General features: G+C 68.4%; 14 protein-coding genes and 1 tRNA gene. 11 read left to right on the forward strand and 4 right to left on the reverse strand.

Going from position 1 to position 12547, the window contains the following annotated elements:
* Nucleotides 1–3 precede the first annotated feature (3 nt).
* From MC375_RS07550 to MC375_RS07560, 3 genes are read left to right on the forward strand one after another with little or no spacing between them, the layout of a single operon-like run.
* On the forward strand, nucleotides 4–1794 hold the full coding sequence (locus MC375_RS07550; RefSeq protein WP_242102671.1) for a Mur ligase family protein: 1791 nt from the start codon (nucleotides 4–6) through the stop codon (nucleotides 1792–1794).
* Entirely contained in the window at nucleotides 1791–2600 is an 810-nt protein-coding gene (gene trpC / locus MC375_RS07555; protein WP_242102672.1) for an indole-3-glycerol phosphate synthase TrpC, read from the forward strand. Before MC375_RS07550 ends, trpC begins: the two co-directional genes overlap by 4 nt.
* Nucleotides 2597–3346 (forward strand): haloacid dehalogenase-like hydrolase, encoded by a 750-nt coding sequence (locus tag MC375_RS07560; RefSeq protein ID WP_242102673.1) that lies wholly within the window; start codon nucleotides 2597–2599, stop codon nucleotides 3344–3346. Before trpC ends, MC375_RS07560 begins: the two co-directional genes overlap by 4 nt.
* Before the next feature lie 47 nt (nucleotides 3347–3393).
* On the opposite strand, the gene MC375_RS07565 is transcribed toward MC375_RS07560, so the two are convergent.
* Both MC375_RS07565 and crp read right to left on the reverse strand, forming a co-directional pair.
* Entirely contained in the window at nucleotides 3394–3861 is a 468-nt protein-coding gene (locus tag MC375_RS07565; protein ID WP_242102674.1) for a GNAT family N-acetyltransferase, read from the reverse strand.
* The gene (gene crp / locus MC375_RS07570; RefSeq protein ID WP_242102675.1) at nucleotides 3858–4547 is read right to left on the reverse strand and encodes a cAMP-activated global transcriptional regulator CRP; all 690 of its coding nucleotides are present in this window, start codon (nucleotides 4545–4547) and stop codon (nucleotides 3858–3860) included. Before crp ends, MC375_RS07565 begins: the two co-directional genes overlap by 4 nt.
* 133 nt (nucleotides 4548–4680) lie before the next feature.
* On the opposite strand from crp, the gene speD reads away from it, so the two are divergent.
* Nucleotides 4681–5472 carry an adenosylmethionine decarboxylase gene (gene speD / locus MC375_RS07575; protein ID WP_242102676.1) on the forward strand — a complete coding sequence of 264 codons (792 nt, stop codon included), beginning with the start codon at nucleotides 4681–4683 and terminating at the stop codon, nucleotides 5470–5472.
* Between the two features lie 173 nt (nucleotides 5473–5645).
* Here the strand turns inward: speD and coq7 are convergent, their stop codons facing one another.
* Nucleotides 5646–6287: a 2-polyprenyl-3-methyl-6-methoxy-1,4-benzoquinone monooxygenase gene (gene coq7, locus MC375_RS07580; protein ID WP_242102677.1), complete on the reverse strand. Its 642-nt coding sequence runs from the start codon at nucleotides 6285–6287 to the stop codon at nucleotides 5646–5648.
* Between the two features lie 195 nt (nucleotides 6288–6482).
* On the opposite strand from coq7, the gene rplM reads away from it, so the two are divergent.
* The 6 genes from rplM to maiA all read left to right on the forward strand — a co-directional run bounded on the left by rplM (nucleotide 6483) and on the right by maiA (nucleotide 10091).
* The gene (gene rplM / locus MC375_RS07585) at nucleotides 6483–6911 is read left to right on the forward strand and encodes a 50S ribosomal protein L13 (RefSeq protein ID WP_242102678.1); all 429 of its coding nucleotides are present in this window, start codon (nucleotides 6483–6485) and stop codon (nucleotides 6909–6911) included.
* A 3-nt stretch (nucleotides 6912–6914) separates the two neighbouring features.
* Nucleotides 6915–7307, forward strand: a complete 393-nt coding sequence (gene rpsI / locus MC375_RS07590) for a 30S ribosomal protein S9 (RefSeq protein WP_242102679.1) — start codon at nucleotides 6915–6917, stop codon at nucleotides 7305–7307.
* A 48-nt stretch (nucleotides 7308–7355) separates the two neighbouring features.
* Nucleotides 7356–7430, forward strand: a tRNA-Gln gene (locus tag MC375_RS07595).
* A gap of 88 nt (nucleotides 7431–7518) precedes the next feature.
* Nucleotides 7519–8283, forward strand: a complete 765-nt coding sequence (locus MC375_RS07600; protein WP_242102680.1) for a 2OG-Fe dioxygenase family protein — start codon at nucleotides 7519–7521, stop codon at nucleotides 8281–8283.
* 56 nt (nucleotides 8284–8339) lie between these two features.
* Nucleotides 8340–9329: a fumarylacetoacetate hydrolase family protein gene (locus MC375_RS07605; protein WP_242102681.1), complete on the forward strand. Its 990-nt coding sequence runs from the start codon at nucleotides 8340–8342 to the stop codon at nucleotides 9327–9329.
* 93 nt (nucleotides 9330–9422) lie between these two features.
* The gene (maiA, locus tag MC375_RS07610; protein ID WP_242102682.1) at nucleotides 9423–10091 is read left to right on the forward strand and encodes a maleylacetoacetate isomerase; all 669 of its coding nucleotides are present in this window, start codon (nucleotides 9423–9425) and stop codon (nucleotides 10089–10091) included.
* Between the two features lie 42 nt (nucleotides 10092–10133).
* Here the strand turns inward: maiA and MC375_RS07615 are convergent, their stop codons facing one another.
* Nucleotides 10134–11249: a PilT/PilU family type 4a pilus ATPase gene (locus MC375_RS07615; protein ID WP_242102683.1), complete on the reverse strand. Its 1116-nt coding sequence runs from the start codon at nucleotides 11247–11249 to the stop codon at nucleotides 10134–10136.
* 91 nt (nucleotides 11250–11340) lie between these two features.
* Between MC375_RS07615 and MC375_RS17695 the strand changes: the two genes are divergently transcribed.
* The gene (locus tag MC375_RS17695; RefSeq protein ID WP_277929295.1) at nucleotides 11341–12285 is read left to right on the forward strand and encodes a DUF4398 domain-containing protein; all 945 of its coding nucleotides are present in this window, start codon (nucleotides 11341–11343) and stop codon (nucleotides 12283–12285) included.
* Nucleotides 12286–12547 lie beyond the last annotated feature (262 nt).

Genomic DNA, 12547 nt, shown 5'->3' on the forward strand with positions numbered 1-12547 from the left:
CTGATGCCCGAACCATTCGTGGATTCGCGCCGGCTGACCGGCTGCAACCTGTATTTCGACGCGACCGGTGCGGCGCTGGAGACCGCGCCCGGCCTGGCCTTCGACGATGCGACGTTGGCCCGATGGGCGGACAACATCGCCGCCGCGCGGGATACGCTCGGGTGGCCGGCAGGCGAGGTGCATGTGCGGCGTCACCGGAGCGGAGCCTCGCTGGCCTTCGCCGCGCCGTTCGACCAGCTGTACGCGGCCACCGAAGTCGCCGAATGGGCCTGGTACGACGCGCTCGGACTGCAGGCCACCGAGCCGGTCGTCGATGACGAGGGTGCCTCACGCTCGCATGCGGCGACCTTCCCCCGCGACGAGGCCCTGCGGCGGCTGCAGGGGCTCGCGGCCGGCGAAGCCAGGCCGGCGCTGGTGGCGCTGCGGGCACAGGCCACCGCGCGCGGGCTGCCGTTCCTGGCCGACGACGATGTCGTGTCCATCGGTGCGGGCACGGGCGCTCGCAGCTGGCCGATCCAGGCGTTGCCCGTGGTCGACGATGTCCCATGGTCGCAGCTGCATGCGATCCCGGCGGCGCTGGTCACCGGCTCCAACGGCAAGACCACCACCGTGCGCCTGCTCGCCGCGATCCTGCGCGCGCACGGCCTGCACACCGCGCACAGCTGCACCGAGGGCGTGTACTTCGACAACGCGCTGATCGAGGGCGGCGACTTCTCCGGACCCGGCGGCGCGCGCACCGCACTGCGCCACGCTGAAGCCCAGGCGGCGGTGCTGGAAACCGCGCGCGGCGGCATCCTGCGGCGCGGGCTGGCGCTGTGCGACGCGGACGTGGCTGTGGTCACCAATATCAGCGCCGATCATTTCGGCGAATACGGCGTGCACGATCTCGGTGACCTGGCCGCGGCCAAGCTCGTGGTCGCGCGCGCGATCGGGTCGGACGGATTGCTGGTGCTCAATGCCGATGATCCGATCCTGCTTCGCCAGTCCGCGATGCTGGCTTGCGCGATCGGATGGTTCGCTGCGGATTACGACCTTCCGCTGCTTGCGGCGCATCGCGCGCGCGGCGGCGCGACCTGCGGGGTGCGGGCAGGGGAGCTCTGGCTCTCTGGCGCCCACGATGGGGCGACGCTCGGCGCCGTCGCCGCCATGCCGCTGACGCTGGAAGGTCGCGCCGCCTACAACATCGGCAACATCGCCGCGGCAGCGCTGGCCGCGTCGGCCATGGACGTGCCTGCGCAAACCATCGTCGGGGTCCTGGCCGGGTTCGGCGCCTCGCCGGACGACAATCCGGGTCGCTTGCAGGCCTGGCGGTTCGGACAGGCCCGGGTGGTGGTCGACTACGCGCACAACCCAGACGGACTGCGCGGCCTGCTGCACGCGATCGGCGCGGATGCCCGGCAGGGACGCATGGGCGTGATGCTCGGCCATGCCGGCAACCGCGAGGACGACGATCTGCGCGCGGTGGCCACCACGGTCGCCGGCTACCGGCCCGAGCGGGTGATCCTGAAGGACATCGCCGGCTACGAGCGCGGCCGCCAGCCGGGCGAGATCGCCGCGATCATGCGCCAGGCGCTGCGCGAAGCCGGCCTCGCCGACGAGCGCATCCAGACCCATCTCGATGAAGTCGCCGCTGCGCGCCTGCTGCTGCAGGACATGCGCGATGGCGACCTGGTGGTGTTGCCGATCCACGAGACCGCGGCCCGCGACGCGGTGGTCGCGGCGCTGGATGCCATGCGTGCGCGACAATGGCGTCCGGGAGATCCGCTGCCGGAGCGGAACGGAACCAGCGCATGAGCGACATCCTGCAGCGGATCCTGCAGCGCAAACGAGAGGAAGTGGAGCAGCGGCGGGGCGAGGTCCCGCAGGCGGAATTGCAGGCGCGTGCGCGCGCCGCAGCGCCGGCGCGCGGCTTCGCCGATGCCATGCGCGCGAAGCTCGCGCGTGGTCGCCCCGCGGTCATCGCCGAGATCAAGAAGGCCAGTCCGTCGCGTGGCGTGATCCGCCCGGACTTCGACCCGGCTGCGATCGCCCGCAGCTACCAGGCCGGCGGCGCGGCCTGCCTGTCGGTGCTGACCGACGTGGACTTTTTCCAGGGCAGCGACCAGCACCTGCAGGCGGCCCGCGCCGCCTGTTCGCTGCCGGTACTGCGCAAGGATTTCGTGATCGATCCCTACCAGGTGTTCGAGGCACGCGCGCTGGGGGCCGATTGCGTCCTGCTGATCGTCGCCGCGCTGGAGGACGCCCAGATGCAGGCGCTGGCAGGCCAGGCGATGCAGCTGGGCATGGACGTACTGATCGAGGCGCACGATGCCGACGAACTGGAGCGTGCGTTGGCGGTCGACACGGAGGCCGGACGGGCGCCGTTGCTGGGCGTCAACAACCGCGACCTGCGTTCGTTCGAGGTGTCGCTGGACACCACCCTGGCGCTGCGCGCGCGCGTGCCCGGCGATCGGCTGCTGGTCACCGAAAGCGGCATCGCCACCTCCGGGGACGTCGCGCGCATGCGCGGCGCCGGCGTGGACGCGTTCCTGGTCGGCGAAACGTTCATGCGGGCGCCCGATCCGGGCGCCGCGCTGGCCGAGCTGTTCGCCACCCCATGAGCGCGCGCTTTCCTTCCGCCGAGCCTGGCGCGCCGCTGGTGGTGTTCGACTTCGACCACACACTGTACGACGGCGATTCGGGCGGGCATCTGTTCCGCTGGTTGGTCGAACGCGCCTGGTGGCGGCGCCTGCTTGCGCTGCTGGTCGCTCCAGTCGCCGGACCGATGATCGCCTGGCTGCCGACCCGGCGGGCGGGCATCTCGACCTTCGTCTGGGTCGGGACCGTCGGCCTGCACCGCCGCCGCGACCTGGACGCGCTGATCGACCGTTACGTCGCCGGGCATGTCGACGAGATCCGCTCGCGGCTGCTGCCGGTCGCGTTGGAGGTGCTGCACCGCCACCGCAGCGCGGGCGACCTGGTGGTGATCGCCACCGGCGCGCCGCCGGAGCTCGCGCGCGCGATCCTGGCCTTCGTCGCGCACGAGGATGTGCCGGTGATCGGCACGCTCGTCGGGCCGAAATTCGGTGCGGTCGGCGCCAAGCGCCATTGCCACCATCGGGAGAAGGTGCGGATGCTGTGCGAGCGGGGCTACGTGGACATCGCGATCGCCTATTCGGACAGCCGCGCGGACCTGCCGTTGTTGCAGGCGGCGCGGCGTCCGGTGGTGGTCAATCCGAAGGAGGACGCGGTTGCGGCGTTCCGGCGCGACCTGCCGCCGGGCACGCCGATCCTCAACTGGGGCTGCGAAGGGCGTGCGGGCGAGGTGGTGTCGTCGGGCGTGGGAGTCCTGTCGGAGCCCACCTAGGGCGGGTCTTGACCCGCCGTCGCGGTCTCGCGATGTCCGAACCCGCCCTACGCGTCGCCGAGCCGCTTGATGAAACGCAAGGTCCCGTCGCTGTAGCCGCAGGCCTTGTAGAACGCGTGCGCATCGGCGCGCTGCGAACCGCTGGTGAGTTCGATCCGGGCCGCGCCGCCGGCCCGTGCGCGGCGTTCGGCCTCGCGCAGCAGCTGGCGGCCCAGGCCGCGGCCCTGCGCCTCGGGCGTGACCACCAGTGCAGTGACGCGGCAGGTATAGGTGCCCAGGGGAAGGTAATACATGAAGTCGAGCGCGATCAGGCCCGAGACCACGCCGCCCAGGCGCGCAACCACCAGCACCTGGCGGTCGTTGTCGATGATCGAGGAGATGCGCTCGAGCGCCTCGCTGCGCTCGCATGGGTAGCCGAGTTCGGTCAGCAACCCGGCCACGTCGTCCGCATCCATGAGCGAGGCGCTGCGCAGATCCGCGTCCACCTCCTCATGCGCGGCGCGGCGGACGGTCATCGTGTGCCGTACAGCACGACCGTCTTGCCGCGGGCATGCAGCTTGCCGTCGACCTGGAGCTTCTTCAGCACGCGGCCGGCCATCTCGCGCGAGCAGCCGACCAGCCGCGCCAGCTCCTGCCGCGAGACCCGCAGCTGCGTGCCCTGGGGATGGCTCATCGCCTCCGGCTCGCGCGCCAGGTCGTGCAGGGTGCGCACGATGCGGTCGGTGACGTCGAGGAAGGCCAGGCGCCCGGCCTTGCGGCTGGTGTCGAGCAGGCGGCGCGAGAGCTGGGTGCCGATCGCATAGAGCAGCTTGGGCGCGTCCGCGGCCAGCGGGCCGTCGAAGAGCTGGTACACGCGCTCGTAGCTGATCTCGGCCAGCTCGCAGGGCACGCGGGTGCGCAGGATCACCTCGCGCGCCTCGGATTCGATGAACAGGCCCATCTCACCCACGAACTGGCCGCCGCCGAAATAGCCCAGGATCAGTTCGCGATCGTTGTCCTCTTCGGTGAGGATCGCGACTGAGCCGCTGATCACGTAATAGAGCGTGCCGGCCGGATCGCCCGGACGGAACACATCGGTACGGCCCGGATAGCGCCGGCGATGGCACTGTGCGAGGAAACGCTCGATCGTGGCTGCATCGGGTGCCAGCGGGCTCGTGGGGCGCCTGCTGCCGATCAGGAGGTTCAGGGGGGATGGATTCATATCGGCGCGGAACGGAGCAAGTCGCAAGAGTAGGCGGTTGCGCCGGTCACGGCAATCGATACACGCCGGTCCGGTCCTGTCTGCGCGTTCGCCCTATAATCCCGCCCCTCGCCGTACCCCGGGATTTGCCGCTGTGGTCAAACCGCTGCCGCGCCTGAAGCTGCAGGGCTTCAACAACCTCACCAAGTCGCTGTCGTTCAACATCTACGACGTGTGCTACGCGGCCTCCGAGGACGAGCGCCGGCGCTACATCGAGTACATCGACGAGGAATACAACGCCGACCGCCTGACCCAGATCCTCACCGACGTTGCGGAGATCATCGGCGCCAACATCCTCAACATCGCCCGCCAGGACTACGACCCGCAGGGCGCCTCGGTGACGATCCTGATCTCCGAACAACCGGTCATCGACAAGGCCGATGCCAAGGGGGTGATTTCCGACGCCGTGGTGGCGCACCTGGACAAGTCGCACATCACCGTGCACACCTACCCGGAAACCCATCCGGACAACGGCATCGCCACCTTCCGCGCCGATATCGACGTGTCCACCTGCGGCGTGATCTCGCCGCTGAAGGCCCTGAACTACCTGATCGAGAGCCTCGAGTCGGACATCGTGGTGATGGACTACCGCGTGCGCGGCTTCACCCGGGACATCAAGGGCCGCAAGCACTACATCGACCACAAGATCAATTCGATCCAGGACTACCTGGCCAAGAACATCAAGTCGCGCTACGAAATGCTCGACGTCAACGTCTACCAGGAAAACCTGTTCCACACCAAGATGCACCTGAAGGACTTCGACCTGGACAACTACCTGTTCGAAGAGAAGGCCAAGAACCTGTCCTTCAAGGAGCGGATGAAGATCGAGGCGCGGCTGCGGCGCGAGATCGAAGAGCTGTACCAGGGGCGCAACCTGGTCGAATAGGCCTGCTCGAATAGGCATTTCCCGGGCTCGCGCCCGGAAAACCCCAAAGTTTGCTGCGCAAACTTCGGGCCCCGCCGCGCGCTGCCACACCCCCATTCGCGCCAGCGGCGCGAATCGCCCCCTGACTCAGGGGACTGGTGTCGGGACGACGGATGGGATGCGCGGGTACCACATCAGATCCGGTACGCGACCGTCTTCATTAGCTTCGAGGCCGCCGCCATCAGCGAGGGCACCGGTTGCGGCAGGACCCGGGCGCCGGCTTGCTCGGCGTTGTCGGCGTGGCGGGCCTCGTCGGCCTTCATCTGTTGCAGGATCGCGCGGCTGCGCAGGTCGGCTTCGGGCAGGGTCTGCAGGTGCTCGGCCAGGTGTGCCTCGACCTGGCGCTCGGTCTCGACCACGAAACCCAGGTTCCAGCCGTCGCCGCGCAGGCCGGCGAGCACGCCGATGGCGTAGCTGCCTGCATACCAGACCGGATTGAGCAGGCTGGGCCGGCTGCCGAGCTCGTCCAGACGCTCTGCGCACCAGGCCAGGTGGTCGGTTTCCTCGGCGGCGGCGGCGAGCAGATCGGCCTGGGTGGCCTCGTCGCGGGCCACGGCCGCCTGGCCGCTGTACAGGGCCTGGGCGCAGATCTCGCCGACATGGTTGATGCGCATCAGGCCGGCGGCGTGGCGACGTTCGTCCGCGTCCAGGATGATCTCGGCATCGTCCCCGGCCGGGTTGGGGCGTTGGGCGGCGGGGCGTCCGAGTACGCTGTCCAGGCCCCGTTGGGCCTCGATCAGGACACGGTCGGCCAGGGTCAGGTGGCGTGCGGTCATGGCGGTCATTGTGCGGCAAGCGCCGCCCGGCGCGCCCGCGGCGCCCGCTGGCTTGCGGCGAAACGCCCATGGAGCTATGATTCCGCTTCTTTGTCGCCCGGTCCCAGGCCGGACGCCAGACAACGCGAGGCGAAGTTCCCACGGGCAATCCGGCGGAACCAACCCGACCACGTAACCCGCCATCAGAGTCCAGTGATGAAGACCTTTTCTGCAAGGAACGAGACCGTCCAGCGCGACTGGTATCTCGTCGATGCTTCCGGCAAGACCCTCGGCCGCCTCGCCGTCGAACTCGCCCGCCGCCTGCGCGGCAAGCACAAGCCCGTCTACACCCCGCACGTCGATACCGGCGACTACCTGGTGGTGGTCAATGCCGAGAAGATCGTCGTCACCGGCAACAAGCTGGCCGACAAGCAGTACCACCGCTTCACCGGCTACGTCGGCAACCTCAAGACCGAGACCCTGGCCCAGGCGCTGGAGCGCCATCCCGAGCGCGTCATCGAGATCGCGGTCAAGGGCATGCTGCCGAAGAATCCGCTCGGCCGCGCCATGTACCGCAAGCTCAAGGTCTACAAGGGTGCCGAGCACCCGCACGCCGCCCAGCAGCCGCAAATCCTGGAACTCTAAGTCATGGCAATCAACCAGAATTACGGCACCGGCCGTCGCAAGTCCTCCACCGCCCGCGTGTTCCTGCGCAAGGGCGAGGGCAAGATCACCATCAACGATCGTCCGATCGAGGAGTTCTTCGGCCGCGAGACCGCACGCATGATCGTGCGCCAGCCGCTCGAACTGACCAAGAACACCGACAAGTTCGACGTGGTCGTCACCGCATCGGGCGGCGGCACCACCGGCCAGGCCGGCGCGATCCGCCTGGGCATCGCCCGCGCGCTGGTCGAGTACGACGAAACGCTGAAGTCGGAACTGCGCAAGGCCGGCTTCATGACCCGCGACGCGCGCGAAGTGGAGCGCAAGAAGGTCGGCCTGCACAAGGCACGCCGCGCCACCCAGTTCTCGAAGCGTTAAGTGGGATCGACGCCGCCGCGCCTGCGGCGGCGTTACAATCGCCTTCATAGCCCCGTCGCCAAGCGGTAAGGCACCTGACTCTGACTCAGGCATTCGGTGGTTCGAATCCATCCGGGGCTGCCAGATTCCTCGCAAGTCCACGCACCACGAAAGCCCGCCATCGGCGGGCTTTTCGTTTTCCATTGCCGAAACGTCCGGCCGCGATGCGAAAATGCCGCATTCCCCTGCCGCCGCCGCCATGGTCGCCAGTTTCCAAGCCCCCTATACCGCGTCTGGTGCGCTCGACGCCGACCTGGAAAGCCGCGGCTATGCCGTCGTGGCGCCGGCGGACGTCATGGCCCTATCCGGCGATGCGCAGTCTGCGCTCGATGCATTGAAGCCGAGCTGGGACGATCTGCGGCCGGACACCTATCTCAAGGATGGCGGCCGCTACCGCAAGCGGCGGCATTCCTGCTTCGTCCTCCAGGACGGGGCGCTGGCCCAGGCGCCGCACCGCGCGCACTGGCAGTCGCTGGACTACAACGCGCTGCACGGTGGCATGCGTCGCTGGTTCGAGCCGGTCGACCCGGCGGTCGTCGCGCAGTCTGCATGGACGCACCTGCTGGCGTCCATCGGTACGATCTGTTCGCGCCGCATGCCGGTCGCGCGCTGGTACATCGAGGCCCACCAGTTCCGCATCGACACCAGTGATGGCATCGGCCGGCCGACGCCGGAAGGCGCGCATCGCGACGGGGTCGACTTCGTCGCGGTCGTGCTGGTGGACCGTCAGGGGATCAAGGGTGGCGAAACCCGCGTGTTCGAGGCACAGGGCCCCGCCGGCCAGCGCTTCACCCTTTTCGAACCGTGGTCGATGTTGCTGCTCGACGATGTGCGCATGATCCATGAGACCACCCCGATCCAGCCGCTGTCCGGCTATGGCCATCGCGACACGCTGGTGCTGACCTATCGCGCCGCAGGCTTCCAGGGCGACGACTGACACGCCCCTTTACCGGCGCCAGCTACAATCCGGATCCATTTTTCGCGAGTGGCCGCATGAAACTTGGCTCACTGAAGGAAGGCGGCCGCGACGGCACGCTGATCGTGGTCTCCCGCGACCTGCAGCGTGCGGTGCGGGCAACCGGCATTGCGCAGACCCTGCAGCGGGCGCTCGAGGACTGGTCGAACGCGGCGCTGCGCCTCAACGCGCTGTCCGACGCACTGAACCAGGGCAGCGCCGACGGCGTATTCGATGTCGATTTCGCCCAGCTGGCCGCGCCGCTGCCGCGTGCATACGAATTCGTCGATGGCAGCGCCTACCTGCCGCACGTCGAGCGCGTGCGCCGGGCCCGTGGCGCCGAGGTGCCGGAAAGCTTCTACACCGATCCGCTGATGTACCAGGCGACCAGCGCCGGCTTCTACGGGCCGCGCGATCCGGTCAGGGTCGTGAGCGAAGAGTACGGGATCGACCTGGAAGCCGAGCTGGTGGTGGTCACCGACGACGTGCCGATGGCGGTGACGCCGCAACAGGCGGCCGCGCACATCCAGCTCATCGGCCTGGTCAACGATGTCTCGTTGCGCAACCTGATCCCCGGCGAACTGGCGAAGGGGTTCGGCTTTCTGCAGTCCAAGCCGCGCTCGGCGCTGAGCCCGGTGTTCGTCACGCCGGACGAACTCGGCGAAGCCTGGCGCGGCAACAAGGTGCACCTGCCGCTGCTCACTCACATCAACGGCGAATGGTTCGGTGCGCCCGAGGCGGGCGAGGACATGCAGTTCGATTTCGCCCAGCTGGTCGCGCATGCGGCGAAGACGCGGCCGCTGTCGGCCGGCACCATCGTCGGGTCGGGCACGATCGCCAATCAGGACACCACCCGGGGCGCTTCCTGCTTCGCAGAGAAGCGCACGGTCGAAACCCTGGAAACCGGCAAGCCGGTGACCCCCTTCATGCGTTTCGGCGACACCGTGCGTATCGAGATGCTCGACCGGGCGGGCGCCAGCCTGTTCGGCGCGATCGAACAGCGCATCGAGCGCCAGCCTGCGCCATGACCGGCGCGCGTCGCGGTGCGACCGGCGGCGCCCACGGGCCCGGGAAGGCAGGCTAACGTGTGGGACAACTCGGAACCGCAGGGGAACGGTGCCGTGGTCGACAAGCTGGTCCTGTATTCGTACTGGCGTTCGAGCGCCGCCTACCGCGTGCGCATCGGGCTAAACCTCAAGCGCCTGCGCTACGAGACGGTGCCGGTGCACCTGCTGCGCGATGGCGGCGAGCAGCATTCAGAGGCCTACCGTGAGGCCAACCCGCAGCAGCTGGTGCCGGTGCTGCAGCACGGGCATCGCATGCTGCGGCAGTCGCTCGCGATCCTGGACTACCTGGACGAGGTTTGGCCCGAGCCGGTGTTGCTCCCCGCAACCGCACGAGGCCGCCAGCGGGTGCGGGCGCTGGCGCAACTGGTGGCCTGCGACATCCATCCGCTCAACAACCTGCGGGTGTTGCAGTACTTCGAACGCGAATGGAATGTCCCCCAGACCGAGCGCGACGCCTGGGTGCGGCATTGGATGGAGCAAGGCTTCCACGCGTTCGAGCAGCTGCTCGCCGACAACCCGGCGACCAGCGCGTTCTGCGAGGGACACGCGCCTACCGTCGCCGATTGCTGCCTGATCCCGCAGCTGTACAACGCGCGCCGCTACGGCATGGACCTGGCGGCGTTTCCGACATTGCTTCGGATCGAAGCCGCCTGTCTCGCGCTGCCCGCCTTCGACGACGCCCGGCCGGAGCGGCAGCCGGATGCCCCCGAACATCAGGGCTGAGCGGCGAAATACCGGCGTGCGGGCGGTGCACGCACCGCGGCCTCAACCCTTGGAACTGGTGTCGAACACCTCGGCGTAGGGGTCGTGTTCGCCGCTGGCGCCCTCGGAAAAGCGGAACTTCAGCGCCAGGCCGTCGCGCGAGTCGGCTGCCTGCAGGGCTTCCTCGCGCCCGATCCGGCCCTCCTTGTATAAGCGGAACAGGCACTGGTCGAAGCTCTCCATGCCTTCCTCGAGCGACTGTTCCATCGCCTGTTTCATCTCGTGCACCTGGCCGCGGCGCAGCAGGTCGCGAATCACCGGCGTGTTGATCAGCACCTCGGTCGCCGGCATGCGGCGGCCGTCGACCCCGACCACCAGGCGCTGCGAGACGACCGCCTTCAGGTTCAGCGCCAGATTCATGAGCACGTTCTTGTGCGCGCTCTCGGGGAAGAAGTTGAGGATGCGCTCGATGGTCTGGTCGGCGTTGTTGGAGTGCAGCGTCGCCAGGCAGATGTGACCGGTCTCGGCGAAGGCGATCGCCGCTTCCATGGTGGTCGCGTCCAGGATTTCGCCGATCAGGATCACATCCGGCGCTTCGCGCATCGCGTTCTTGAGTGCGTTGTGGAAGGCGTGCGTGTCCAGGCCGACTTCGCGCTGGTTCACGATCGATTTCTTGTGCTTGTGCAGGTACTCGATCGGATCCTCGATGGTGAGGATATGGCCCGACGTGAGGTTGTTGCGGAAGTCGATCATCGAGGCCAGCGTGGTGGACTTGCCCGAACCGGTCGAGCCCACGATCAGCACCAGCCCGCGCGGGGACATGATGATTTCCTTGAGCACCTGCGGCAGCTGCAGCTCCTCGATGCTCGGGATCACGCTGCGGATCGCGCGGATCACGACGCCGATTTCACCGCGCTGCTTGAACACGTTGACGCGGAAGCGGCCGGATTCCTGGGTTGAGTGGGCAAGATTCATCTCCAGGTCGCGTTCGAACTGCGCAGCCTGGGTTTCGTTCATCAGCGAATAGGCGATCTTCTTCGTCATCCCTGCCGGCAGGGGGGTCTCACCCATCGGGTAGAGCTTGCCCTCGACCTTGATGTAGACCGGCGCGCCGGTGGTCAGGAACATGTCCGACGCGTTCTTCTCGTTCATCAGCTTGAGGAAGTAGCCGATTTCCATGCATCGATTCCCGTATGTCTGCCGTTATCGTTGCGTATAACGTGCCGGCTGATGAAAATGGCCGCGTCCCCTGGATACGCCGCCGCCCCTTATGAATCGAAGCTTCGCACAAATCCGCTGGCTGCTGAGCACGGGCGTCTTGGTTCTGGGGCTGGCCGGGTGTGCCAGCCTGCCGCCGCCGACGGGTGAACTGTCGGCCGCGCAGCAGGCGCTCAACCGCGCCGAGGGGGCGGATGCGAGCCAGCACGCGCCCGATACCCTGAACCAGGCGAGCTCGGCCCTGGCCCGCGCGCAGGCCGCCATGTCGGCCGGCAACGAAGAAGACGCGCGCACGCTGGCGCTCGCCGCGGCGGCCGACGGCGACCTTGCCTATGCCGAAAGTCGCGCGCTGGCGACCGAGCAGGAATACCGCCAGCGCCGCCAGGAAGTCGCCGGGCTGCGCCAGCGGCTCCAGGTCGACGATGGGCAACTGCCACCGGCGCTGCCCGACATCGGCCCGGGTAATACCGCGGTCGGCGGCGAGGCACTGCGCCTGCAGCAACTCGACGCCGACGCCAGCCTCAATGGTTACGCCGCCTACGAGCGCCTGCAGGCGCGACAGGCGATGGCTGCGCTGCTGGAGGCGAGCCGGCGCGAGCGCCCGGACGCGCAGTACCTGGCCAGTCGCCGGGTGGCGATCGCGGAATTGGCCGCGCGCACCGAGGCGATGCGGCGTGAGCTCGACCGCCTGGAGCGCGACCGCAGCGATCTGCTGGTCGAAGCCAGTCGCCAGGAGGCCGAGCGCGCCCGCCAGGAGGCCGAGCGCCTGCGGGTGGAGGCCCAGATCCAGGCCGAGGAGGCCCAGCGCCTGCGTGCCGAGGCCGCGGCTGCCGCGCTCGCCCGCCAGGAGGCCGAGGACCTGGTCATCGACGTGGGCGGTGCGGAGGCCGAGCGGCTCAAGGCGGCGCGCGCAAGGGAAGCCGAGCTGGCTCGCCAGGAGGCCGAATTGCTGTCCGAAGGGCAGGACGACGAGGCTGCCGACGACCCTCGCCGGTAAACTGAATGCGGCTCCGGTCGCGTGACGAGTTTTCACCGCTAAATCAATAACTTGCGAAACAGTCTGCGCAGTCCGTGCGCCGCGTCGTGGCCCGAATGCGACGCAAATCATGGACTTGCACGGCGTGCCTTGCGACGTCCACGGAGCAGGAGTAGGGTCGAATACCCAAGCGGCTGCGGTTTCCATCCGCCGCTTGGCCAGCGAGCCAGGCCCCAGATGACCCGATCCCCAGATCCACAGGAACTCGCCGCCGCAAGCACGT

Source organism: Lysobacter sp. M2-1 (assembly GCF_022662495.1).
Lineage (GTDB): Bacteria > Pseudomonadota > Gammaproteobacteria > Xanthomonadales > Xanthomonadaceae > JAKPBU01.

Excerpts from the sequence above, each read along its gene's own strand:
- MC375_RS07550 (WP_242102671.1), top strand. The coding sequence starts at position 4 with ATGCCCGAACCATTCGTGGATTCGCGCCGGCTGACCGGCTGCAACCTG.
- trpC (WP_242102672.1), top strand. The coding sequence starts at position 1,791 with ATGAGCGACATCCTGCAGCGGATCCTGCAGCGCAAACGAGAGGAAGTG.
- MC375_RS07560 (WP_242102673.1), top strand. The coding sequence starts at position 2,597 with ATGAGCGCGCGCTTTCCTTCCGCCGAGCCTGGCGCGCCGCTGGTGGTG.
- MC375_RS07565 (WP_242102674.1), bottom strand. The coding sequence starts at position 3,861 with ATGACCGTCCGCCGCGCCGCGCATGAGGAGGTGGACGCGGATCTGCGC.
- crp (WP_242102675.1), bottom strand. The coding sequence starts at position 4,547 with ATGAATCCATCCCCCCTGAACCTCCTGATCGGCAGCAGGCGCCCCACG.
- coq7 (WP_242102677.1), bottom strand. The coding sequence starts at position 6,287 with ATGACCGCACGCCACCTGACCCTGGCCGACCGTGTCCTGATCGAGGCC.
- rplM (WP_242102678.1), top strand. The coding sequence starts at position 6,483 with ATGAAGACCTTTTCTGCAAGGAACGAGACCGTCCAGCGCGACTGGTAT.
- rpsI (WP_242102679.1), top strand. The coding sequence starts at position 6,915 with ATGGCAATCAACCAGAATTACGGCACCGGCCGTCGCAAGTCCTCCACC.
- MC375_RS07600 (WP_242102680.1), top strand. The coding sequence starts at position 7,519 with ATGCCGCATTCCCCTGCCGCCGCCGCCATGGTCGCCAGTTTCCAAGCC.
- MC375_RS07605 (WP_242102681.1), top strand. The coding sequence starts at position 8,340 with ATGAAACTTGGCTCACTGAAGGAAGGCGGCCGCGACGGCACGCTGATC.
- MC375_RS07615 (WP_242102683.1), bottom strand. The coding sequence starts at position 11,249 with ATGGAAATCGGCTACTTCCTCAAGCTGATGAACGAGAAGAACGCGTCG.
- MC375_RS17695 (WP_277929295.1), top strand. The coding sequence starts at position 11,341 with ATGAATCGAAGCTTCGCACAAATCCGCTGGCTGCTGAGCACGGGCGTC.